Annotated in this window: 24 protein-coding genes and 1 tRNA gene; 9 read left to right on the top strand and 16 right to left on the bottom strand. The window is 54.4% G+C overall.

Annotated elements, in window-relative coordinates; genetic code table 11:
- Nucleotides 1-7 precede the first annotated feature (7 nt).
- The 7 genes from hpxK to hpxU all read right to left on the bottom strand — a co-directional run bounded on the left by hpxK (nt 8) and on the right by hpxU (nt 6,377).
- The gene (gene hpxK / locus VI01_RS01155) at nt 8-1,267 is read right to left on the bottom strand and encodes an allantoate amidohydrolase (RefSeq protein ID WP_045813715.1); all 1,260 of its coding nucleotides are present in this window, start codon (nt 1,265-1,267) and stop codon (nt 8-10) included.
- Entirely contained in the window at nt 1,264-2,499 is a 1,236-nt protein-coding gene (locus tag VI01_RS01150; RefSeq protein WP_045813714.1) for an alanine--glyoxylate aminotransferase family protein, read from the bottom strand. The genes hpxK and VI01_RS01150 overlap by 4 nt, the downstream gene beginning before the upstream one ends.
- A gap of 20 nt (nt 2,500-2,519) precedes the next feature.
- Nucleotides 2,520-3,251 carry an amino acid ABC transporter ATP-binding protein gene (locus VI01_RS01145; RefSeq protein WP_038648820.1) on the bottom strand — a complete coding sequence of 244 codons (732 nt, stop codon included), beginning with the start codon at nt 3,249-3,251 and terminating at the stop codon, nt 2,520-2,522.
- Entirely contained in the window at nt 3,232-3,888 is a 657-nt protein-coding gene (locus VI01_RS01140) for an amino acid ABC transporter permease (protein ID WP_045813713.1), read from the bottom strand. Before VI01_RS01140 ends, VI01_RS01145 begins: the two co-directional genes overlap by 20 nt.
- A complete protein-coding gene (locus VI01_RS01135) occupies nt 3,885-4,553 on the bottom strand; it encodes an amino acid ABC transporter permease (protein ID WP_045813712.1) in 669 nt (222 codons plus the stop codon). The genes VI01_RS01140 and VI01_RS01135 overlap by 4 nt, the downstream gene beginning before the upstream one ends.
- A 4-nt stretch (nt 4,554-4,557) precedes the next feature.
- Entirely contained in the window at nt 4,558-5,343 is a 786-nt protein-coding gene (locus VI01_RS01130) for a transporter substrate-binding domain-containing protein (RefSeq protein WP_045813711.1), read from the bottom strand.
- Between the two features lie 194 nt (nt 5,344-5,537).
- Complete coding sequence (gene hpxU / locus VI01_RS01125) at nt 5,538-6,377, bottom strand: MurR/RpiR family transcriptional regulator HpxU (RefSeq protein ID WP_045813710.1); 840 nt, start codon at nt 6,375-6,377, stop codon at nt 5,538-5,540.
- A 176-nt stretch (nt 6,378-6,553) separates the two neighbouring features.
- Here hpxU and VI01_RS01120 point away from each other — a divergent pair, with 176 nt between their 5' ends.
- Genes VI01_RS01120 through hpxZ form a run of 4 tightly spaced genes read left to right on the top strand, consistent with a single transcriptional unit; the run spans nt 6,554 to nt 10,117 of the window.
- Nucleotides 6,554-8,140 carry a gamma-glutamyltransferase family protein gene (locus tag VI01_RS01120; protein ID WP_045813709.1) on the top strand — a complete coding sequence of 529 codons (1,587 nt, stop codon included), beginning with the start codon at nt 6,554-6,556 and terminating at the stop codon, nt 8,138-8,140.
- Between the two features lie 11 nt (nt 8,141-8,151).
- Complete coding sequence (gene hpxX / locus VI01_RS01115) at nt 8,152-8,337, top strand: oxalurate catabolism protein HpxX (protein ID WP_045813708.1); 186 nt, start codon at nt 8,152-8,154, stop codon at nt 8,335-8,337.
- Nucleotides 8,334-9,731 (top strand): AtzE family amidohydrolase, encoded by a 1,398-nt coding sequence (locus VI01_RS01110; protein WP_045813707.1) that lies wholly within the window; start codon nt 8,334-8,336, stop codon nt 9,729-9,731. Before hpxX ends, VI01_RS01110 begins: the two co-directional genes overlap by 4 nt.
- 2 nt (nt 9,732-9,733) lie before the next feature.
- Nucleotides 9,734-10,117 carry an oxalurate catabolism protein HpxZ gene (gene hpxZ, locus VI01_RS01105; protein ID WP_038648839.1) on the top strand — a complete coding sequence of 128 codons (384 nt, stop codon included), beginning with the start codon at nt 9,734-9,736 and terminating at the stop codon, nt 10,115-10,117.
- A gap of 107 nt (nt 10,118-10,224) precedes the next feature.
- On the opposite strand, the gene puuE is transcribed toward hpxZ, so the two are convergent.
- The 3 genes from puuE to VI01_RS01090 are packed head-to-tail and all read right to left on the bottom strand — an operon-like array spanning nt 10,225 to nt 12,669.
- Nucleotides 10,225-11,184 (bottom strand): allantoinase PuuE, encoded by a 960-nt coding sequence (gene puuE, locus VI01_RS01100; protein WP_045813706.1) that lies wholly within the window; start codon nt 11,182-11,184, stop codon nt 10,225-10,227.
- A 34-nt stretch (nt 11,185-11,218) separates the two neighbouring features.
- Nucleotides 11,219-11,950 (bottom strand): allantoin racemase, encoded by a 732-nt coding sequence (gene hpxA, locus VI01_RS01095; RefSeq protein ID WP_045813705.1) that lies wholly within the window; start codon nt 11,948-11,950, stop codon nt 11,219-11,221.
- Complete coding sequence (locus VI01_RS01090) at nt 11,947-12,669, bottom strand: GntR family transcriptional regulator (protein WP_045813704.1); 723 nt, start codon at nt 12,667-12,669, stop codon at nt 11,947-11,949. Before VI01_RS01090 ends, hpxA begins: the two co-directional genes overlap by 4 nt.
- Before the next feature lie 146 nt (nt 12,670-12,815).
- Here VI01_RS01090 and VI01_RS01085 point away from each other — a divergent pair, with 146 nt between their 5' ends.
- The gene (locus VI01_RS01085; RefSeq protein ID WP_034825407.1) at nt 12,816-14,309 is read left to right on the top strand and encodes an NCS1 family nucleobase:cation symporter-1; all 1,494 of its coding nucleotides are present in this window, start codon (nt 12,816-12,818) and stop codon (nt 14,307-14,309) included.
- Nucleotides 14,310-14,388: 79 nt separating this feature from the next.
- Here VI01_RS01085 and VI01_RS01080 read toward each other — a convergent pair.
- Nucleotides 14,389-14,465 (bottom strand) — tRNA-Asp (locus VI01_RS01080).
- A 134-nt stretch (nt 14,466-14,599) separates the two neighbouring features.
- The gene (dnaQ, locus tag VI01_RS01075; protein ID WP_038648850.1) at nt 14,600-15,331 is read right to left on the bottom strand and encodes a DNA polymerase III subunit epsilon; all 732 of its coding nucleotides are present in this window, start codon (nt 15,329-15,331) and stop codon (nt 14,600-14,602) included.
- Between the two features lie 53 nt (nt 15,332-15,384).
- Between dnaQ and rnhA the strand changes: the two genes are divergently transcribed.
- Nucleotides 15,385-15,852, top strand: a complete 468-nt coding sequence (gene rnhA, locus VI01_RS01070) for a ribonuclease HI (protein ID WP_034825410.1) — start codon at nt 15,385-15,387, stop codon at nt 15,850-15,852.
- On the opposite strand, the gene VI01_RS01065 is transcribed toward rnhA, so the two are convergent.
- Nucleotides 15,837-16,571: a class I SAM-dependent methyltransferase gene (locus VI01_RS01065; protein ID WP_045813703.1), complete on the bottom strand. Its 735-nt coding sequence runs from the start codon at nt 16,569-16,571 to the stop codon at nt 15,837-15,839. The two genes, rnhA and VI01_RS01065, sit on opposite strands and share 16 nt — an antisense overlap.
- Before the next feature lie 40 nt (nt 16,572-16,611).
- Here VI01_RS01065 and gloB point away from each other — a divergent pair, with 40 nt between their 5' ends.
- Entirely contained in the window at nt 16,612-17,367 is a 756-nt protein-coding gene (gene gloB / locus VI01_RS01060; protein ID WP_045813702.1) for a hydroxyacylglutathione hydrolase, read from the top strand.
- 71 nt (nt 17,368-17,438) lie between these two features.
- Nucleotides 17,439-18,809: a murein transglycosylase D gene (mltD, locus tag VI01_RS01055; RefSeq protein WP_034825415.1), complete on the top strand. Its 1,371-nt coding sequence runs from the start codon at nt 17,439-17,441 to the stop codon at nt 18,807-18,809.
- A 113-nt stretch (nt 18,810-18,922) separates the two neighbouring features.
- On the opposite strand, the gene VI01_RS01050 is transcribed toward mltD, so the two are convergent.
- Both VI01_RS01050 and VI01_RS01045 read right to left on the bottom strand, forming a co-directional pair.
- The gene (locus VI01_RS01050) at nt 18,923-19,726 is read right to left on the bottom strand and encodes an endonuclease/exonuclease/phosphatase family protein (protein ID WP_038648861.1); all 804 of its coding nucleotides are present in this window, start codon (nt 19,724-19,726) and stop codon (nt 18,923-18,925) included.
- 180 nt (nt 19,727-19,906) lie between these two features.
- The gene (locus VI01_RS01045; protein ID WP_045813701.1) at nt 19,907-21,085 is read right to left on the bottom strand and encodes an MFS transporter; all 1,179 of its coding nucleotides are present in this window, start codon (nt 21,083-21,085) and stop codon (nt 19,907-19,909) included.
- A gap of 100 nt (nt 21,086-21,185) precedes the next feature.
- Here VI01_RS01045 and yafC point away from each other — a divergent pair, with 100 nt between their 5' ends.
- Nucleotides 21,186-22,094: a DNA-binding transcriptional regulator YafC gene (gene yafC / locus VI01_RS01040; protein WP_045813700.1), complete on the top strand. Its 909-nt coding sequence runs from the start codon at nt 21,186-21,188 to the stop codon at nt 22,092-22,094.
- A 12-nt stretch (nt 22,095-22,106) separates the two neighbouring features.
- Here yafC and dkgB read toward each other — a convergent pair whose 3' ends face one another.
- Entirely contained in the window at nt 22,107-22,910 is an 804-nt protein-coding gene (gene dkgB, locus VI01_RS01035) for a 2,5-didehydrogluconate reductase DkgB (protein ID WP_045813699.1), read from the bottom strand.
- Nucleotides 22,911-23,103 lie beyond the last annotated feature (193 nt).

Raw genomic sequence — 23,103 nt, 5'->3', positions numbered from 1 at the left:
CGGCTCCTTAAGCCTGTGCCAGATCGTTGACCGCTTGCAGATAAGCCTGCACGCCCAGCGCCACATCCGCTACCTGCACGGACTCGGCTGGATGATGGCTAATACCGCGATGGTTGCGCACGAACAGCATACCCACAGGCCAGCGATCGGCGATCGCAATCGCGTCGTGCCCTGCGCCGCTTGGCAAAGAAACGCTGCGGCCCTGCACCGTTTCCACCGCGTGGCTCAGCGCCTGTTGCAAACGTGCATCACAGGTGGTTGCCGCAATACGGTAATACTCGCTGGCGGTAAAAGTCAGTCCACGCCGCAAGGCAATCGCTTCGGCTTGTGTCAGCAGCGCGGACAACAGGCGCTCCAGCGGCTCATCCTGCGGCCCACGCACATCCAGTGAAAACTGCACTTCACCGGGGATAACATTCACTGCGCCCGGCAAACAGCTCAGGGTGCCGACCGTGGCCACCAGTTGTGGATCTTGCTCGGCGGTGGTGTGCTCAACAAACACCATCCACTCGGCGGCGGCGGCCAGTGCGTCTTTACGATGGGTCATCGGCACCGTGCCAGCGTGGCCCGCTTCACCGATAAAGCTGCAATTCAAACGACGCGCGCCGTTAATCGCGGTCACCACGCCAAGCGCCAGATCTTCCTGTTCCAGACACGGCCCTTGTTCAATGTGCAGCTCGAGGTAAGCCGCAATGTCGTTGACGTCGCGTGCCGCCTGCAAAATGTTGGCAGCGTCCAGACCGAGATCCTGCATCGCTTCCGCCACAGTTATACCGTTTCCATCCGGATGCGTTACCCAACTCTCGGGCCATGTGCCGGTAATACCCCGGCTGCCCAACAGCGTTATGCCAAAGCGTGTGCCCTCTTCATCGCCGAACCCGACAATCTCAATCGCCAGCGGTAAGCGCAGCTGCCGATCGTGCAGCCACTGTACGGTTTCAATGGCACTCAGCACACCCAGCATGCCGTCATAGCGCCCGGCATTGCGCACCGTGTCCAGATGAGAGCCCAGCAGCAGCGCCTGTGCGCCGGGTTCAGCAGACTCATAACGACCGCAGATATTGCCCACCGCATCTTGCCAGGTGGTCATGCCGGCCGCCTGCATCCATTCTGCCACGCGGGCGTTGGCGCGGACCTGTTCAGGCGAGAGATAGACACGCGTCAGGCCATCCTCACTTTCACTGATTTCAGCCAGGGCATCGCAGCGTGCCATGACGCGGGCAGCAGCGGACTGCGCCTCGCTGGCGGTCATCAGGCTGTTGCTCATGCGTGGCTCCCGTAATGATCCCACGCCGCCTGCATGGCCGCGCCTTGTGTCGAACGGTAACCCACATGGTTCAATACCGCTTCCAGCGCGCTCAGGGTTTGCATCACGCAATCTTTGCGCGCGTTGTAGCCCATAGTGCCGATGCGCCACACTTTGCCGTGCAGCGGGCCAAACGAGGTGCCGATCTCAATACCAAAATCTTCCAGCACCAATTTGCGCACCTGATCGCCATTCACGCCCTGCGGGATCACCACACCGAGGACGTTGTTCATCTTGTGTTTCAGGTCACCAAAGGTTTCGAGGCCCATGCCCTGAATTCCTTTCAGCATCGCCTCGCCATGCAACTTATGACGTGCAATGCCTTTATCCAGCCCTTCCTGCATCATCAAACGCGCGCACTCACGTGCACCAAACAGCGCGGTGGTGGCTTCGGTATGGTGGTTCAGACGCTCCGGCCCCCAGTAATCCATGATCATGCCGAGATCGAAATAGTTGGAGTAGATCATCTCCTCATCGCCATCCTGATGATCCGCGGTACGGATGCCCTCTTCCACACACTTACGTTTGCGGATCACCGCTTCCATCTGCGGGCTGAGGGTAATCGGCGAAGTGCCCGACGGGCCGCCAAGGCACTTCTGCATACCGGCAGATACCGCATCCAGCCCCCAGGCATCGGTTTCCAGCGCGTTACCGCCCAGTGAAGCGGTGGCATCGGTGTAGAACAGCACGCCATATTTCTGGCAGATGGCACCGAGTTGTTCCAGCGGTTGCAGCATGGTGGTGGAGGTATCGCCCTGCACCGTCAGCAGCAGGCGTGGCTGCACTTTTTTGATCGCGTCTTCAATTTGATCGGGGGTGAACACTTCGCCCCACGGCACTTCAATAGTGTGCACTTCGGCGCGGCAGCGGCGGGCAATCTCACACAGCAGATGACCAAAGCGGCCAAACACCGGCACCAGCACTTTGTCGCCCGGACGGATAGCCGAGAGCAGAATCGCTTCGATACCGGCGCGCGAGGTGCCGTCAATCAACATGGTCCAGCGGTTTTCGGTACGAAATACACCACGATACAGCGCCATCACTTCATTCATGTAGTGCGTCATCGCCGGATCGTACTGACCCAGCAACTGGCTCGACATGGCGCGCAGGACACGCGGATCGGCGTTGATAGGACCCGGCCCCATCAGCAGGCGTTGTGGTGGATTAATTTGCGAAAACTGACTGATATCCATGTGCTATTCCTTTTGAAGACTTAAAGACGGACGGTGGAGATAAACTGTTTAAGCTCGGCGGTCTGCGGATTGGCAAACAGCGTTTTGCTGTCGCCCTGCTCCCAGACGCGGCCCTGATGCATAAACACCACGCGATCGCCCACATCACGGGCGAAGTTCATTTCATGGGTAACGAGGATCAAGGTCATGCCTTCGGCAGCCAGCTGTTCCAGCACCTTCAGCACTTCGCCCACCAGTTCAGGATCGAGCGCTGAGGTGATCTCGTCACAGAGTAATACTTTCGGCTGCATCGCCAGCGCACGGGCAATCGCCACACGTTGCTGTTGACCACCGGATAAATTGGCCGGGTAGTAGTTAATGCGTTCGCCAAGGCCGACCTTTTCCAGCATCTGCGTCGCCAGCTCGCGGCATTCAGTTTCGCTTTTCTTCAGTACCCGGCGCGGCGCCAGCATCACGTTTTCCAGCGCGGTCATGTGCGGGAACAGGTTGAAGTTCTGGAACACCATGCCCACCGAGCGGCTGATTTCACGCGCCTGTGATTCACGGTCGGTGATCGTCATACCGCCGAGTTTGATGCTGCCTTCCTGGTAGCCTTCCAGTCCGTTCATGCAGCGCAGCAAGGTACTTTTGCCCGAGCCGCTGCGGCCGATGATCGAAATCACCTCGCCGTTGTCGATATCCAGATCGACACCTTTCAGAACGTGGTTGTCGCCGTAGTACTTCTGGACCTGATTAATGGTGATGAGCGGCATTGAATTTTTTCTCCAGGTACTGGCTGTAACGCGACAGCGGATAACACATCAGGAAGTAACCCAGCGCCACCAGGCCAAATACCTTAAAGGGCTGATACGTCACATTGTTCAAAATAGTGCCGGCTTTAGTCAGCTCGACGAAACCGATAATCGATGCCAGCGCGGTACCTTTGATCACCTGAACGGCAAAGCCCACGGTCGGCGCGATGGCGATGCGAATCGCCTGTGGTGCTACCACGCGAAACAGCGTTTGACCAAAACTCAGGCCGAGGCAGCGCGATGCTTCCCACTGGCCTTTCGGCAGCGCACGAATACTGCCGTGCCAGATATCCACCAAAAATGCGCTGGTGTAGAAAGTTAATGCCAGCGAAGCGGCGGTCCAGGGCGCCACATCAATGCCAAACAGCCCGACGCCAAAGAAGGCGAGGAACAACTGCATCAACAAAGGCGTGCCTTGAAACAGTTCGGTGTAGCAGCGAATCAAGCGCGTCAGCCAAGGGCGTTTTAGCAGACGCAAAAACAGCAATGGCAAGGTCACCAGCGTGCCGCCAAAGAAGGCCACCAGCGACAGTAAAATCGTCCAGCGCGCCGCCAGCAGCAGGTTGCGCAGGATGTCCCAGTCAGTAAAGGTTGTCATGCGGGCTGCGCTCCAAACCATTTACGCCCCAGCGCCAGCAGCAGCTGTCGCATGGCAATCGACAACGCCAGATAGATCAGCGTGGTCACCAGATAGACTTCAAAACTCAAGAAAGTACGCGACTGAATCAGGTTGGCGGCGAAGGTCAGCTCTTCGTACGACACCTGCGACACCACCGATGAACCCAGCATCACAATGATGCACTGGCTGACCAGCGCCGGATAAATACGTTGCAGCGACGGCGGCAGTACCACGCGGATAAAGGTCTGCGTGCGGGTCAACCCCAGCACACGGCCCGCTTCCCATTGCCCTTTCGGCGTCACCTGAATGCCGGCACGAATAATTTCGGTGCTGTAAGCGCCGAGGTTAATTAACATCGCCAGCAGCGCCGCTTCGCCCGCCGTCAGTTTCAGACCAAGATTGGGCAAACCAAAGACGATAAAAAACAGCTGTACCACAAATGGCGTATTACGGATCAGTTCGACATAAACGCCCCAGATTCGACTCGCCCAGCTCGTTTTTTCACTGCGCAGTGCCGCGCCGAGAATCCCCAGACTCACCCCGCCCACCGTGGCGAGAACCGTTATCTGAATCGTGACCCACAGCCCTGCCAGTAACTCTGGCCAGTGCGGCCAGAGATCTGCAAAATTGAGTTGCCCAATCATTGCGTTATGCGCCGAGGTTGGCTGGCAGTGGGGCTTTCAGCCACTCTTCTGACAGCTTGTTCAGCGTACCGTCTTTGATGCCCTGCTCAATCAACGCATTCACTTTGTCTTTCAGCGCCGGTTCATCTTTCTTCAGACCGATAAAGCACGGTGAATCTTTCAGCATGAACTGCGGCACCGGTGCTTTTTCTGCGTTCTGGCGCGCAATGGCCGCTACTACGAGGTTACCGGTTGCAACATACTGCACCTGGCCTGACAGGTAAGCAGACAGCGTGGTGTTGTTATCTTCATAACGCTTCACCTGCGCATCTTTTGGCGCCACATCGCTCAACACCATGTCTTCCACTGCACCACGCGTCACACCAATTGATTTGCCGCTCAATGCCGCCGCATCTTTCAGCGGCTCGCCTTTTGGACCAAATACGCCGAGGAAGAACGGCGCATAGGCACGGCTGAAATCGATCACTTTCTCGCGTTCGGCGTTTTTGCCCATGCTGGAGATCACCAGATCCACTTTATCGGTTTGCAGATACGGCACGCGGTTGGCACTGGAAACAGGGACCAGCTGCAACTTCAGTTTCATCTCCTTTGCCAGGTACTTGGCCATGTCGATGTCATAGCCCTGCGGCTGCAAATCGGTACCGACGGAACCAAACGGCGGGAAGTCCTGCGGCACCGCAACGCGGATGACGCCACGCTTCTGAATGTCTTGTAGCTGATCGGCCATCGCACTGCCGACCTGAGCCATCAGCAATGCTGCGCCTGCGACTGCCAGTAAAACTTTTTTCATTATGCACCCCGGTGAGTTTATCGTGAAACAAAAGATTCTTGATAAAACGATTTGCAACTAATGTGCCAACCACAGGGTGCGAGGAGTAAAGGGAAGAAAAACGAATAAACACGGAGTTTGGGGCGATAAAAACGGGCTTTAAGCCCGCATAAAAACCCGTTCCAAAAAGGTGCAAGGCACCAAAGTGGTGCCCTCTATCGGTGTTCCAGTTCATCCAGGTGCTGATAAAGATCGGCAATTTGATGAATACGCTGACGACCTTGTGACAGCATTTCATGCAGCAGTGCATTCGCCAGCAGGTTGATCAGACTCATCGCCGAGGCATAGCTATCAAAGGCCGAAACGCTGTCAAGCGGCGCGCACAGCTGCCAGTGTGCCAGGGTGATAATGCCCTGCGCCTGCGGCTCGCACAGCGCCAGCACCGGGATGTTGCTCTGCTGTAGCTGCTGCATCAGGGGGCGGATGATGCGTGGACGGCGACGGAAGGCCATCACCACTACGATATCTTCGGATGTGATATCCACCAGCTCCTCGCCCAGCGTCTGGCCGGGTTGCGGTAGCACATGTACCTGCGGACGCGCCTGCATCAGCTGCTGACGCAGGTGCAATGCCACCGGATAGGCGTTACGCATGCCGATAATAAACACCCGCTTTGCGGCACCCAGTGCCTGAATCACTTCGCCAAACTGCTGCGGGTCGATGCTGTTCACCCACTGCGTCAGGTTGGCCATCTCCTGCTTGTAATGACGCGACAGTAAGGTATTGCCCTGCACCGCATCGCGGTTGTCGGTGAGGGGCATGCCGCTCTGACGCAGCGTACGCAGCTCATCACGCATGTCCTTGTATTTCTCATAGCCCAGACGTTTAAACAGGCGGCTGACTGTCGCCTTCGATACCCCGCTCAGCCGCGCCAGCTCTGCGCTGTTGTAGCTGATCAGGTCATCAAAATGGTCAAACACAAAATCAGCAATACGCTGCTCCTGCGGCGACAATTGCGGATAGTGACTGCGAAGGCGTTCATCAAGCTGTTTCATCATGGGTCCTGTAACTTTCGTTTCATCACAAGCTAGCACAAATCGATCCACATTGATGTCCGACCAAAACTGGAACAGCTCTTGCTTAGATCACCTCACGGATTTGTAGGGGCTTCCATTACGGCGACCACTAACCCAATCCCCCCTACAAAAGAAACAATGATGAAGAGTTCACTATGATACAGAGCAACATGGCCCCGCTCGGCATGGCCGTCACCCCACATCATCTCGCCAGTGAAAGCGCACTGGCGGTTTTACGCGAAGGCGGTAACGCGATTGAAGCGATGGTGGCGGCCGCAGCCACTATCGCGGTTGTCTATCCGCACATGAACGGCTTGGGTGGCGATGGCTTTTGGTTGGTCGTGCCGCCCAATGGCGATCCTATCGCTATCGATGCCAGTGGCGCAGCAGGCTCGCTGGCCCACCTCGACTTCTATCACGGCGAAAGCCACATTCCGCATCGCGGTCCTAAAGCCGCGCTAACCGTAGCGGGCACGGTGAGTGGCTGGCAGGAGGCGTTAACGCTGGCTGAAGAGCTAGGTTCTGCGCCGTTGCCGTTAGCCCGTTTACTGCGTGACGCCATTCGCTATGCTGCCGATGGCATTCCTGTTACCGCATCGCAGGCTGCGGCCACTACCGCAAAGCAACATGAATTGCTTGATCAGCCTGGCTTCGCTGCGACCTTCTTGCCTGACGGCACCGTGCCTGGCGCCGGGAGCCGTTTTACCCAGCCCGCGCTTGCCAATACGCTTAGCGTGTTGAGTGAACAGGGTCTGGAGAGTTTCTATCGTGGCGAGCTGGCCCACCATCTGGCACGTGAAATGACCGCGCTGGGTATGCCGATCACCCTGGAAGATCTTCAGAAACAGCACGCGCGCCGCTGCACGCCGTTACATCTGGCACACAGCGAGGGCGACATCTGGAATATGACGCCACCGACGCAAGGTTTGGTATCGCTGGCAATTCTGGGCATCACCGACCGGTTGAACATGGCAGAGGCGGATGAGGCACAAACCGTGCACCGCATTGTTGAGGCCACCAAAAAAGCCTTTGCCTTACGCGACAAACACATCACCGATCCACGTCACATCGACTTCAATGTGCAAGAGCTGCTCGATGCCGATCACCTTGCCACACTGGCGGCGCAAATTAACCACCAGCAAGCCGCACCGTGGGGAACCGGACGAGGTCCTGGCGATACCGTGTGGATGGGCGTGATGGACAGCAGCGGCTTAGCCGTCTCCTTTATCCAAAGTATCTATCACGAATTTGGCAGCGGCGTCGTGCTGCCGGGCACAGGCATTACCTGGCAAAACCGCGGTGCCGCCTTTAGCCTGCAACCGGGCCATCTGCTGGCGCTGGAACCTGGTAAACAACCGTTCCATACCTTAAATCCAGCGGCTGCGCGCCTGAAAGATGGTCGCACGATGGTTTACGGATCAATGGGGGGCGATGGCCAACCACAAACGCAGGCGGCGATTTTTACCCGCCACGTGATTCAGGGACAGCCACTGCAACAGGCGGTCAGTGCACCGCGCTGGTTGCTGGGGCGAACCTGGGGACAATCCTCTGACTCTCTCAAACTCGAAGCGCGCATGTCAGCAGAAACGGTGCAGCAGTTGCGCAAACTTGGCCATGACGTTGAGCTGTTGCCTGATTTCAGCGAAGTCGTCGGCCACGCTGGCGCCATCGTCAGACACAATAACGGCATGCTGGAAGGTGCCTTCGATCCCCGTAGCAACGGCAGCGCAGCCGGCTTTTAAAGGAAACCATCATGCATTCGCAACCGGACTGGGCGGCTTATATCGCTCAAATGGAACAGATTCTGGCTCTGAAGCTGGACGAAGCACGTCGCGCTGAATTGCTGGTGCAGTTCAATCGCATCGCCGCCATGGCTGAACCGCTCATGGCTTTCCCGCTGGATGACCGGCTGGAAGTGGCAGGAGTGTTCCATCCATGAAACTGGCATCGTTATCCATCAAAGCGCTCAATCATGCGCTGAATCAAGGTGATATTAGCGCCCGTGAAGTGGCGCAACAGACGTTGAACGCCATTGAACAGCACAATCCAGCGCTCAATGCGTGGACCGAAATCACCGGTCAGCGCATGTTGCGCGAGGCGGATCAGGTCGATTTGCAACGCCAGCGCGATGAAGTATTGCCTGTGCTGGCGGGTATTCCTTATGCGGTTAAAAACCTGTTTGATGTTGCCGGTCACAGCACCCTTGCTGGTGCCAGCTTGTTCAGTGAACGTGCAGCGGCCTGCGAAGATGCGTGGGCGGTGAGTCAACTGCGTCAGTCCGGTGCACTGCTCTCCGGCATGCTGAATATGGATGCCTATGCTTACGGCTTTACCACCGAAAACACCCATTATGGCCCGACCCATAACCCGCGCGATTTGAGCCGCGTGGCCGGTGGTTCCTCGGGCGGCTCGGCGGCGGCCGTCGCGTCGGGCTTGGTGCACTTCTCACTGGGTACCGATACCAATGGCTCGATCCGCGTGCCGGCCTCGTTGTGCGGTATCTATGGACTCAAACCGACCTTTGGTCGCTTATCGCGCAGTGGCAGTCATCCTTTTGTTGCCAGCCTCGATCATATCGGTCCGTTTGCTCGCTCGGTGGAAGATTTGAGTCTGGTGTACGATGCGCTGCAAGGTCACGATGCCAGCGATGCTTTCCAGGCAGCGCAGGCGAAGGAACCGGCCAGTGACGGATTAGTCAAAGGCGCAGAAGGCATACGTAGCGCAGTGCTGGGCGGTTTCTTTTCGACCTGGTGCAGCGAGGAAGCACGCGCTGCCTTGCAAGTGGTGGCACAAGCGCTGGATGCCAGCGAAGAAGTCACGTTAGCCAACGCGGAAATTGCCCGCTCAGCAGCCTTTATCCTCACCGCCTCAGAAGGCGGCAATCACTATCTGCCCGCTTTGCGCAATATGCCCGAGCAATTCGAACCGAACTCTCGCGAGCGTCTGCTGGCCGGTGCGATGCTGCCTTCCGCGTGGTATGTGCAGGCGCAGCGCTTCCGCCGTCATTTCCAACAGCAGGTGTTACCCCTGTTTGAACAATTCGATGTCCTGATTGCACCGGCGACCCCTTGCACCGCCACCACCATTGGGCAAGAGACGATTCACATTAACGGCCAGGATTTGCCGACGCGCGCCAGTATGGGCATGCTAACGCAGCCGATTTCCTTCCTCGGCTTGCCGGTCTGTACCGTGCCTTTGCAAACTGCCAGCGGATTACCGATTGGCTTACAGTTAATCGCTGCACCGTTTAAAGAACATCTTGCACTGCGCGCCGCCTGGGCACTGCAGCAGCAAGGGTTGACCCTGCCACAAACCACCCTGATGGATGCGTAACCATGACACCTGAACATATTGATCGTCCTGCTGTGCTGGCTGAGGTGACCGCTGCGTTTTATCGCTATGAAGAAGCGCTGGTTAGCAACAATGTTGATGTGCTGGATGAGTTGTTCTGGCACGACGATCGCACCGTGCGTTTGGGCGCAGGGGAAAATCTGTATGGCATTGATGAGATCCGTGCATTTCGCGCTGCCCGTCCATCGAAGGGATTGGATCGCACGCTACGTAATACGGTGATCACCACCTTTGGAGATGACTACGCGGTGTGCAGCACTGAGTTCACGCGTGAAGGCGTGGAGAAGATGGGTCGCCAGCAACAAACATGGGTGCGCATGCCTTACGGCTGGCGGATTGTCGCGGCGCAGGTGAGTTTAATGAGCTAGCGTGATAAACCGATGCTCGTCAGTATGACTTAACTGGCGTGGTCAGGGCCGGTACGACAGTTCATGTCGTACCGGCCCAATGTGTCAGCGCGGAGTATCGCAGGTCGCTAAACAGCAGGAGCCGGGTGCGTCTCCATCCAGTGTTCGGCGATTTGCTGGCGCGTACAAATCCACACATTCTCATGCTGCTGGATATGGTCGAGGAAACGCTGCAAGGCGCGGAATTTGCCCGGGCGGCCCAGCAGTCGACAGTGCATGCCAATCGACATCATCTTCGGCGCGGTGTCGCCCTCTTCATACAACACATCAAAGGTGTCACGCAGATAGACAAAGAACTGCTCGGCGGTATTAAAACCCTGCGGTGAGGCGAAGCGCATATCGTTACATTCCAGCGTGTAAGGAATGATCAGATGGGGTTTCACCGTGCCATCCTGACACGTTACCTGCGTCCAGAACGGAAGATCGTCGCCGTAGTAATCGCTGTCATAACTGAAGCCACCGTTCTCCACCACTAAGCGGCGGGTGTTGGGGCTGTCGCGACCGGTATACCAACCGGTGGGCGCTTTACCAAACAGATCGCGCAGTACATCCACCGCCTGCTGCATGTGCTGACGTTCGGTTTTGGCATCCATCGACTGATAATGGATCCAGCGCCAGCCATGACTGACTACGTCGTAATCCGCGGTTTTGATTGCGTCCACAATCTCCGGATGACGCGCCAGCGCCATCGCCACGCCGAAAACCGTTAATGGCAATCCGCGCTTCTGGAACTCGTTGTGAATGCGCCAAAAGCCTGCGCGCGAACCGTATTCATAGAGAGAATCCATCGACATATGGCGGTCGGCGTAGCTGGCGGCGCCAATGATATCGGACAGGAATTGCTCAGAACCCGCATCGCCGTGCAACACGTTGTTTTCTGCCCCCTCTTCATAGTTGAGGACAAACTGCACCGCCACTTTCGCGTTGCCCGGCCACTGTGCGTGCGGCGGATGGTTAGCATAGCCAATCAGGTCACGCGGGTAGTTTTTGTTGAAGCTGTACTCTTTCTTTTCAGATACATCACTCATTCTGTAAATTCCTTAGTCAGTCCCCAACCAGCCCTTAGTTTAGGTGCTGAAATGCCCCGCTGAGCGCTTTTTCAATCGGGTAATCTAAATCCCCGTGTTTGCTGGTACCAAAGCCGAGCGCTACCAGCGATTCCACCATTTTTACTGCAGCGCTGACACCATCTATTACCGGCAGGCCCAACTCTTTCGTCAGCTCTTGCGCCAGTGAGGCCATACCGCCACAGCCCAGCACTATCGCGCCGCTGCCATCTTCTCGCTTCGCCTGAATGCAACGCTGGCGCACTTTTTCCTGCGCCACACCGCTGCCATCTTCCAGCGCTAGCACCGGAAGATCGATAGCGTGCAACGCCGCACAATGATGGGTAAAGCCATATTGCTGCAGCAGATGGCGGGCAATCACCAGGGTGCGCGGTAGCGTGGTGACGATTGAAAAACGTGTCGCCACCAGCGTTGCCGTGTGCATCGCGGCTTCCGCAATACCGATCACCGGACCGCTGGCCAGTTCACGCGCGGCCAGCAACCCCGGATCGCCGAAGCAGGCAATAATGTGCCCACTCACGCCCTGTGCTTTGCCTAGCTTGACCTGTTCCAGTACGCCGATTGCCGCAATGGCTTCATCGAAATGCCCTTCAATCGAAGGCACCCCCTCGCTCGGGCACACGGCCAGGATTTCAGTACCTGGTGCCGCTACCGCACGCGCGGCTGCACCGATGGTTTCTGTCATCGCCAGGCTGGTATTGGGGTTGATCACCTGAATCAGGCTCATGATGCAGCTCCATTGTGACCGGAAAATAACCGGGTGAAATCGGGTAACGTTTCGCCGCTGCGCTCAAAATGCAGGCTCGCCACGATATGTTCGAAATGATGCTGTAAGGCTGCGGTGAGCGCGGGAAGATCTTTCTGTCGCAGTAGATCCACCAGCCGATCATGATGATCGCAACGACATCCGCGCTGCCAGGGCGCACCATAGGCGGCAATCACTAATGATGAGCGCTGTGTCAGGCGCGTCACCATATCCGTCAGCACCTGATTACCGGAAATCGCCTGTAGCTGAATATGAAAAGCCGCAGAGAGCCGAATTGCCGCTGCGCCATCGTGCTGTTCGTGTGCCTGCTGCTCTTCCTCAATGAGTGTGCTCAGGGCAGCAAGGTGCGGTGGCTGAACGTGAGCCAGCACCGCGGGCAAATTGGCGCACTCGAGTAAGCTGCGTGTGGCAAAGATATCGCGCGCCTCATCAACGCCCGGCGTGGCCACTTGTGCACCACGCCTGGGCGACAGGGTGATCATTTGCACCGCGGCGAGGCGCTGCAGCACCTTGCGAATGCCCGTTCGGCTCACACCAAACACTTCTGATAGTGCCTCTTCTGGCAATTTACTGCCCGGTGGCAGCTGATGTTCCACAATGGCGGTGAGTAACGCCTGATAGATGGGTTCGTCGCGATCATTCAGATCGGCCGCCGTTTTCTGGCCTGTTTCGCTCTTCATTACCTGCTCCGGTCAGTGACTGTGCACAGTCATATCGTATACGTGAAATCAATTTTTTGTATACAAGAAATCAATTCTGGCCTGGATCCTGCAATACCGTTTCACGTTGTGATTAATTTTCCCATGTTGTGAGAGGAGCAGGTTTCATGCCAAATCATTCTGAAGTGACCTCCGGGGTGGCCTCTGGAGCCAACGCCCACTACAGTCCACGCCTGTGTAACGAGGATCTGGCGCCGACGCGCGACCAGAATTGGTCGTGGTATAACATTTTCTCTTTCTGGATGTCGGATGTGCACAGCATGGGCGGCTATGTGGTCGCCGCCAGCTTCTTTACCCTGGGACTGGCGAGCTGGCAGGTACTGCTTTGTCTGTTGGTGGGTATCTGCATCGTGCAGCTGTGTGCCAATCTCGTCGCCAAACCGAGCCAGATGGCAGGCGTACCTTACGCAGTGATTTCACGGCAGGCATTCGGCGTGTTTGGTGCCAATATCCCCGCGGTGATTCGCGGCCTGATCGCCTTCGCCTGGTATGGCATTCAAACCTACTTAGCCGCCAACGCACTAATGCTGGTGCTGCTGAAGTTCTTCCCTTCACTGAGTGGCATGACGCAAAGCAGCTGGCTGGGATTATCTCAACTGGGCTGGTGCTGTTTCGGTGTGATGTGGTTCCTGCAGGCCATGGTGTTCTGGCACGGCATGAGCGCGATTAAACGCTTTATCGATGTGGCGGGTCCGGCTGTCTACGTGGTGATGGTGGCGCTAGCGGGCTGGATTGTATACAAAACCGGCTTTGACGGTATCTCCTTTACGCTGGCCAGCAAGCAGTTGAGCACTGGTGAGCAAACATGGCAGATGATCACCGCCACCGCATTAGTGGTCTCTTATTTCTCCGGTCCACTGCTCAACTTTGGTGACTTCTCTCGCTACGGCAAAAGCATGGGGGAAATCCGCCGGGGTAACCGCTGGGGCCTGCCGTTTAACTTCCTGCTGTTCTCGATTGTCACCGTGGTGATCGTGTCGGGTACGCAGTCGCTGTTCGGCCGCATGATTACCGATCCGATTGAGACCGTGAGCATGGTTGGCAATGATGTCGCCGTCGCGATTGGTTTACTCACCATGATTATCGCCACTATCGGCATCAACATCGTGGCGAACTTTGTTTCCCCGGCGTTCGACTTCTCAAACTGCTCACCGCAGAAAATCAGTTTCCGTACCGGCGGAATGATTGCCGCAGTGGGTTCTGTACTGCTGACGCCATGGAATCTGTTCCAGTCACCGGAGTTGATTCATTACACGCTGGATGTGCTGGGCTCCTTTATCGGCCCACTGTTTGGCATTTTGGTGGCCGATTTCTATCTGATTAAGCGCAGCAAGGTTTACGTGGACGACCTGTTTGATGACACGCCAAAGGGACGCTACTGGTATCGCGGTGGCTTTAACCCGAAAGCGATTGCTGCACTGCTGCCGTCGGTAGGTATTTGCCTGGTGATCAGCTTTATTCCGTCACTGCATGCTGTGGCAAACTTCAGCTGGTTTATTGGTGTGGCATTAGGTGCAGGTTGCTATCGCTGGCTGGCACGCGCCGATCGTGAAGTCTCTGTCGGTACTTACCGTCAGGAAGTGGCGGTGCAGAAGGATTGATCTGATGATCAAGTTGGCGCCGATGCCAGCCTGAAAAAGCAAAAAGCCGATGCATTTCTGCATCGGCTTCTTTAATGATTGGCGGAACGGACGGGGCTCGAACCCGCGACCCCCTGCGTGACAGGCAGGTATTCTAACCAACTGAACTACCGCTCCGCGCTTTGTTCCCCGTCGAGAACGAGGCGAATATTAATGGCAGCCTTATGAACCGTCAATGCTTTTTCTGAGGGAATGAATCGTTTGCCGATTTTTTCGACTTAACGTTGCTTTTCCACGCAAATTCAGCCCATTCAGGCACGCCACAGGCAGCTCCCGCCCTTCTTCAGCACCAAATCCAGACGACTTTCATGTGCGATGATCTCATCATCGCTGGCGTTGACCACGCGTAATCCTGAACTCGGACGCACAATGCGCTGGATGTTATCGCCGGTATTTTGGCTGTTCTGATCGACATCCGCGGAGAAGGCCAGCGAAGTTTGGCCGCCCGTCATCATCAGGAACACTTCCGCCAGGATTTCGGCATCGAGCAATGCGCCGTGCAGCGTTCGTTTGCTGTTGTCGATTTCGTAACGATTACAGAGCGCATCAAGGCTGTTGCGCTTGCCTGGATACATTTTACGCGCCATCGCCAGGCTATCCGTCACCTGACAGAAGGTGTCGGTTTTGCCGATGTCGCGCTTCAGCATGCCAAACTCATAGTCCATAAAGCCGATATCGAACGATGCGTTGTGGATCACCAACTCCGCACCACGGATGTATTCCAGGAATTCATCAGCGATGTCTGCAAACATGGGCTTATCGGCAAGAAACTCATCGGCAATACCGTGTACACCAAAGGCTTCCGGATCCACCAGCCGATCGGGCTTGAGATACATATGGAAGTTGTTGCCGGTCAGGCGGCGGTTAATGACCTCAACCGCACCGATTTCAATGATGCGATGTCCTTCATAGTGCACACCGATCATGTTCATGCCGGTGGTTTCGGTATCGAGAACGATCTGGCGGTTATTTGCAGTGCTCATAGGGCTCGTTTTATGTCAGACTTGGCGTTTTGTCAGAAGGAAGTCTACCAGAGATGCGCAAACAGGTAGAGATATTCACCGATGGATCCTGCCTGGGCAATCCCGGCCCCGGCGGTTACGGCGCCATTTTACGTTATGGCCCGCATGAAAAAGAGTTTAGCGCCGGTTATCGACTCACCACCAACAACCGCATGGAAATGATGGCGGCGATTGTGGCGTTAGAAGCGTTAACGCAGCCCTGCGAAGTGGTGCTCAGCACTGATAGCCAGTATGTGCGTCAGGGCATCACCAGCTGGATTCATAACTGGAAAAAGCGCGGCTGGAAAACGGCCGATAAAAAGCCGGTGAAAAATGTCGATCTCTGGAAGCGACTCGATCTTGCGCTCAGCCACCATGAAATCAAGTGGGAATGGGTAAAAGGCCACGCTGGTCACCCGGAAAATGAACGCTGCGATGAACTGGCGCGCAGCGCGGCCGGTCATCCCACGCAGGATGATGTTGGCTATCAGGTCGAGTCCTGATCCTTTACTTCACGAAACTGGCGCGTGGCATTTACCGTTTGCCTGACCTGCGCTTTGTTTAAGCTCTTCTTCGCTTTGGTGGGCGTTAATGGGAATGTTCGTTTGCGTGCCACCACAATGTTCAGACATCCCAGCGCGGGCAGGTGCGCACTGATCACTTTGCCGCCCTGCCGATGCCACGGCACCACTTGAAAACGAGTGCGATAAACCACTTCATAGTTGAGCAGGCTGAGCCAGTCGAGCAAGCGTACCTGGCTGAACATGCGTCCGCTCCATGGCGCGCGCGCGTGCAAACCCGGGATACCTTTGCTGATACCGAGCAGGCTGAACGGGTTGAACCCGCTGATAATCATCCAACCATCGTCAATCAGGACGCGATCCACTTCTCGTAGCACGCGATGGGGATCCTGACTCCACGCCAGGGTATGCGCCATCAGGCAGGCATCAATCGATTTCGCTTCAAAAGGTAATTGCGTGGTATTGGCAATCACCTGCAAGTCATCGCCCTCAATGCCCACATTTACCTGATGCGATATGGCACACTGACTGGTATTGATTTCTGCGCTAAGGCTGCCAAGTTTAAGCATATGAAAGCCATACAGCTTTCCAAGGTAAGGCTGCAACTGCTGCGTGAGTGCATCGCGAAAATAATCGCCCCATGGCATTTCGCGCCAGGAGCGCGGCGCAGTCAGAATTTGGCGTGTTTTCGCTGGCTTCATGCTCTACCATCATCCTTTTTCTACGACCTGAGAGGTGTTTATGAATCTTACCAGTATTCCCGCGTTGCAGGATAACTACATCTGGACACTGACGGACGATGATAAAAACTGCCTGATTGTCGATCCCGGCGAGGCTCAACCGGTGCTGGATAAAATCAGAGTCAACAAGTGGCAACCGGTGGCCATTTTGCTCACGCATCATCATCACGACCACGTCGACGGCGTCGCCGAGTTACTGCAACACTATCCCGATATGGCGGTTTACGGGCCAGAGGAAACGGCGGATAAGGGGGCAAAACATATCGTCGCCGAGAATGATGAATTTACCCTGCTTGGGCTAAATTTCCGTGTCATCGCAACACCCGGACACACTTTAGGACATATCTCATATTTCACTTCACCTTATCTTTTCTGTGGTGACACGATGTTTTCTGGCGGATGTGGAAGATTATTTGAAGGCACAGCAGAACAAATGTTTGAGTCATTTCAAAAGCTTAATAAACTTCCTGCAGACACCCTGATATGTTGCGCTCATGAGTACACTTTATCCAATATGAAGTTTGCTGCGGCTATTCTGCCTCATGACCCCAAAATTTTGGCAAGGTATCAGCAAATTAAGGACTTACGCGCAGAAAACCGCATCACTTTGCCAACAAAATTGGCATTAGAGCGGGAAATAAATTTATTTCTCCGAACGCAAGATGCTGATTTGCAAAAGGCTTTAGGGACTAATGTTACTTCCTCTCCGTTATGGCAAACTTTCGCTGATCTACGCGAGAAGAAAGACCGTTTTTGATATTTAAGGTTGTGTTGTGTGTACCCCTAACGTATAGTTGCTCGTCTTTTAAGCGAACTATTGACACACACATGAAGGCTAAAGCGATCTTACTCGCCTCGGTCTTGCTGGTAGGATGTCAGGCATCAAGGAATGACGCCAATATCCCCGTACAGCATGCACAGAGCCTGTCTTCAGCTGGTCAAGGTGAAAATGGAAAGTACGGAGATCAATTATTATCGCAGCGCTGGCAGGATGATGGAACAAGCCTCGCAGAAGATACCGATCTCTGGAATCACATTAGTGACGAGTTGAAGATGGGGATTCCGGAAAACCCCCGGATCCGCGAACAAAAAACAAAGTTTTTAAAAAATAAGAGCTATCTCCACGATGTAACATTACGGGCAGAGCCGTACATGTACTGGATTGTCGAGCAGATACAGAAACGTAAAATGCCGATGGAACTGGTACTGCTACCCATAGTGGAGAGCGCTTTTGACCCACATGCAACATCTTCTGCGAATGCCGCTGGCATTTGGCAGATTGTTGCACAAACGGGCAAAAACTATGGTTTGAAACAGAACCAATGGTATGACGGACGCCGCGATGTGGTGGCCTCGACCAAAGTTGCGCTGGATATGATGCAGCGTCTGAACGGTATGTTTGACGGTGACTGGTTGTTAACAGTGGCCGCCTATAACAGCGGTGAAGGACGAGTGCTGAAAGCGATAAAACAGAATAAGGCGCGCGGCAAGCCGACTGATTTCTGGCACTTATCGTTACCACGCGAAACTACGGTCTATGTACCTAAGATGTTGGCCTTGAGTGAAATCCTCAAGAACAACAAGCAGTACGGTATCAAGTTGCCGACTCCAAACGAAAGCCGTGCTTTAGCACGTGTTGAAGTGGGGCAGCAAATTGAACTGACGCAGGCCGCAGATATGGCCGGTATGTCGCTCAACAAGTTGAAGAGCTTCAACGCCGGTTATAAAAATGGCACCACTGCGCCAAACGGACCGCACTATATTATGGTGCCTAAGTCCAACGTTGCTAAGCTGCGCAATTCACTGGCATCCGGTGACATTGCATCCGTGCAGCCTGTTGAAATGGCGAAAGTCAGTGCAGCAGGAAACAACTACACGGTACGCAAAGGCGACACCTTGTCGGCAATTGCTAACAAGCTTGGCGTTAGCGTCAGTGCACTGAAACAGCAGAACAACCTGCGAAGTGCTTCAGTTCGCATCGGTCAGAAATTGACTGTTGGCGGCAAAGCAACGCAGTTGGCTGATAACGGCAACAGCATCACCTACCGTGTACGTAAGGGTGATTCTTTTGCCAGTATTGCAAAACGTCATGGTGTGAACACCCAGGATGTTATGCGCTGGAACAGTGACGCTAAAGACATTCAGCCGGGCGATAAGCTCACGCTGTTTGTGAAGAATAGCGCAACACCTGATACCTAATGCGTCGAAAAGGCTGACTTTTGTCAGCCTTTTTCATTTTCTGCCGTCCACAACCCTTCTCGCCGACACCCTTCAACTCATTCTTTAGTCAGTTGTCAGACAGTATGCGTATGTTAACGCCCGATGGGATACGTTGAATTGAACTCAACCAGCAGTGGATTGTGATCTGAAGCGCGCGTGACCAGCACAGAAGCCTCGCTGACTTTCATATCCCGGTAGAAGACAAAATCTAAAGGACGACCAAACGCTTTACGGCGATGGTCATCCGTGAAATTCACTTCCTGCAATGTCATCTCTTCAGCAAAGCGATAAAGCGCGTTCATGCGCTGGCGGCTCCAGGCGTTGAAATCGCCGGCCATGATCACCGGTCCGCGGTGGTGTTGAATCTGTTCGCCAATCGGCCCGAGTTGCTTGCTGTAGACATCCACGCCAAGGCTGAAATTCACCGCGTGGATGTTGACCACCATCAGCATCTCGCCAGTCGGCAGTGGATAGGCCGTCACCAGCGCCGACTTAGCCAGGCGTAACAAAGGTTCGCGTTCACGCAATGGACAGCAATACACAGGATGCGCAGAAGCCAGCGTCATCACGCCCGAAGGGTGCTGAGGTAAGACGAAGGCAGGTACCTGATCGGCCGCCAGATAGTTACTGGTGGCGAATTTGACCAGTTCAGGGGTGGTTTGTGCTTCCTGGAGTAAAACCAGGTGAGCATCTTTGCCGAAACCTTGCAGCACGGACATCCAGTCTGCCCGCTGCTGCTTGAAGATATTCCACACTAAAACCCGCAAGGCAGGATCCGCAGGTAACGGTGCACCAGGCGGCAGCGCCTGCCCCAGATGCAACATCGCCCCAGGCGGGAATATCCGCTCTGCAGGCTGACCCGCTGTATAACGCATTGCATAAGTTTTCTTTCGCACTTTCCCGCCTGGCTGATTTACGACTACAACTTCACCTGACAGTTATAGGGATTTTAGGGCTGGGTTTCAATTGGCGTTGTTGATTGTCGGAATTAGCTTCACAGCAAAGTGAAGCTAATTCCCCTACTTGCTGGATATCCCACTTTCGGGGTTCACTTCATCTGGCGATTTTTAGTGGCCCTACTCCGCCGCTAATTCTGCACGCGACTTGTCAAGTTGACCGCTCAAACGTACCAGTAATAGCGCGAAAAACACGATTACTGCACCGACCCAAGGCGTATGAGCCAACCCGTAGTGCTCAACGATATGCCCTCCTACTAATGAGCCCAGCGCGATACCAATGTTAAATGCCGCAATATTCAGACCTGAAGCCACGTCCACTGCACCAGGCGCGTAGGATTCTGCTTTTTGCACCACATAAACCTGTAACCCCGGCACGTTAGCAAACGCAAAAATTCCCATCACCAACACTGTCACCAACGCCATATAGTGCGAACTGGCGGTGAACTGAAACAGCAGCAACAATACGGCCAATGCAGCAAAGATCAGCGTTAATGCAGACACTGCGCCATGACGGTCGGCCAGTTTGCCGCCCCAAATATTACCGATAGCCACGGAAATACCGTATCCCAGCAAAATGACACTCACTGCGGAAGGTGAGAACCCAGCCAGCGACTGCATCATCGGCGCCAGAAAAGTGAATGCCGTGAAGACGCCACCATAGCCCAGCGCCGTGATGGTATAAATGAGCAGCAGGCGTGGATTGACCATCACACGAGCTTGTTGTGCCAGCGTGGTAACAGGGGGTTGTGCAATATTAAGCGGCACCAGAATCATACTGCTGACCAATGCAATGACACCCAACAGCGAAACCGCAAGGAAACTTTCACGCCAGCCAAAGTGCTGACCAATCAAGGTGCCCAGAGGTACGCCCGTGACCAGTGCTACGGTTAAACCACCGAACATAATGGCGATGGCACTCGCCGCTTTTTCTTTGCTGACCAGGCTCGTAGCAATTGTCGACCCAACAGAAAAGAAGACGCCATGTGCCAGCCCCGTTAACAAACGCGCAATCACCAGCGTCTCATAGTTGGGAGCCAACCATGCCACCATATTACCTGCTGTGAAGAGCACCATGAGACCCATGAGCAACTGCTTACGCGGCAGCTTTCCAGTTAACGCGGTGAGTACAGGTGCGCCGATCGCGACACCCAGCGCATAGATAGAAACCAGCATTCCTGCTGAAGGCAGTGTGATGCTGAGCTGTTCTGCAATTGTAGGGATCAGACCCACGATAACAAATTCGGTGGTTCCGATAGCGAAGGCGCTGATGGTCAGCGCCCAGAGTGCAAGTGGCATGATTAACTCCCAGAAATGTTTTGATGGGCGTGATTATCGACTCATGCTTTAATGACAAAAAGGTGCAAAGTAACAATAGACTTTTGCTGTGGAGAGCATAATGAAAGCGTCATCAGATGAGTTAAAAGTCTTTATTGCCGTGGTCGAAAGCGGCAGTTTTAGCCGAGCCGCCGAGCAATTACAGATGGCCAATTCAGCCGTTAGCCGCACAGTAAAAAAGCTTGAGAATAAATTGGGTGTGGCATTGCTGACGCGCACAACGCGCCAACTCGCACTGACACACGAAGGTGAGCACTACTTCCGACGCGTGCAAAAACTGATGCAGGAGATGTCTACTGCCGAGAATGAGTTGACGGAGCATCAGCAAGCACCAAAAGGGGTACTGCGCATCGATGCCGCTACACCGGTCATCCTGCATTTGATTCTTCCCATGATTAAACCCTTTCGAGAGCGCTATCCTGACGTTAGCCTGTCGCTGATTTCATCTGAGAGTTTTATCAATCTAATTGAACGTAAGGTCGACGTGGCCATTCGCGCAGGCAATCTGACAGACTCAACTTTACGGGCGCGCTTATTGTTTATCAGTTATCGCAAACTGGTAGCGACCCCGGCATATTTAGCGAAATATGGCGTTCCTACTTCCACAACCGATCTTGCTCACCATGAATGCCTTGGCTTTGTTGAACCATTGCGTTTAAACCGCTGGCCAATTTCAGATAATGGCCGCGATCTCTATGACATTGAGCCGGGAATGTCCTCGAATAGTGGTGAAACTATCAAACAACTGTGCCTTGATGATCAGGGCATTGCTTGCCTGTCCGATTACATGGTCGATAGCGAAATTGCGGATGGAACCTTCATTGAGATATTGGCAGAACAGCGCGTACCCGTTGAAATGCCTTTTAATGCGGTTTATTACAGCGATCTAGGAGTGAGTCAGCGCGTACGCGCCTTTATCGACTTTCTCAGTGAATGGGTTAATCATCAGCCCTGGCGAATGCAGGGCTGATAAAAATCTGACTTAATCCCAGTCTGGTGCAAGGCCTTCAGGACTCACCAGTCTCTGCTGGCGATCCAGGGCCGCGATTTGCGCCATATCTTCCGCATCAAGCTCAACGCGAGCAGCCTCAATGTTACTGGCCAGGTTTTCACGCTTGGTTGATGAAGGAATAACGGCATAGCCTGATTGCATCGCCCAACTCAGCACAACTTGTGCAGGCGTTGCCTGATGCTTTTGTGCAATAGCCTGAATCGTGCCATCCTTCAATGCTTCACCGTAAGCCAGCGTCATATAAGACGTAATATGTATCCCCTGCTGTTTTGCAAACTCGACGACCTCTCGGTTCTGCAGGAAAGGATGCAGCTCAATTTGGTTGGTTGCGATATTTTCGATACCCACCGCTTCAATCGCATCTTTCATTAGCGCAATTGGGAAGTTTGAAATTCCAATTTGTCGTGTCAGGCCCATATCTTTAGCGGCCATTAATGCCTGCATGCTCTCCTTCACTGAGACCGCAGCACCGGGAGATGGCCAGTGAATCAGAGTAAGATCGACATAGTCAGAACGTAGTTTTGACAGGCTCTGCTGCAAACTCGGTATCAGTTTTTCTGCTGAGAGGTTTTCGATCCAAATCTTGGTGGTAATAAACAGTTGATCACGCGCTATGCCACTTTCAGCGATGGCTTGGCCAACAGCAGCCTCATTTTCATAGATTTGCGCGGTGTCGATGGCACGATAACCCAGTTCCAGTGCGGTCTTTACGGAATGAATTACAACATCGTCTTGCAGGCGGAAGGTACCTAAACCAAAGGCAGGGATTGTCATGCTTTCCTCATCGTTTTGTGAATGATTTCGATGAGGAGCATTGTGGCAGCATTATTATTGCTGAAAAATCCGCTTATAAGCAGAAGAATATTGCGATTAAATCAACAATTGAGCTTGGATTTTAGACATGAAAAAGCCCTGACTTATCAAGTCAGGGCTTATCAATTAAGTGGCGGAACGGACGGGGCTCGAA

It is taken from the genome of Pantoea sp. SM3 (assembly GCF_000963995.1).
Taxonomy (GTDB): Bacteria; Pseudomonadota; Gammaproteobacteria; order Enterobacterales; family Enterobacteriaceae; genus Pantoea; species Pantoea rwandensis_B.
This window is presented reverse-complemented; position numbering and strand designations above follow the sequence as displayed.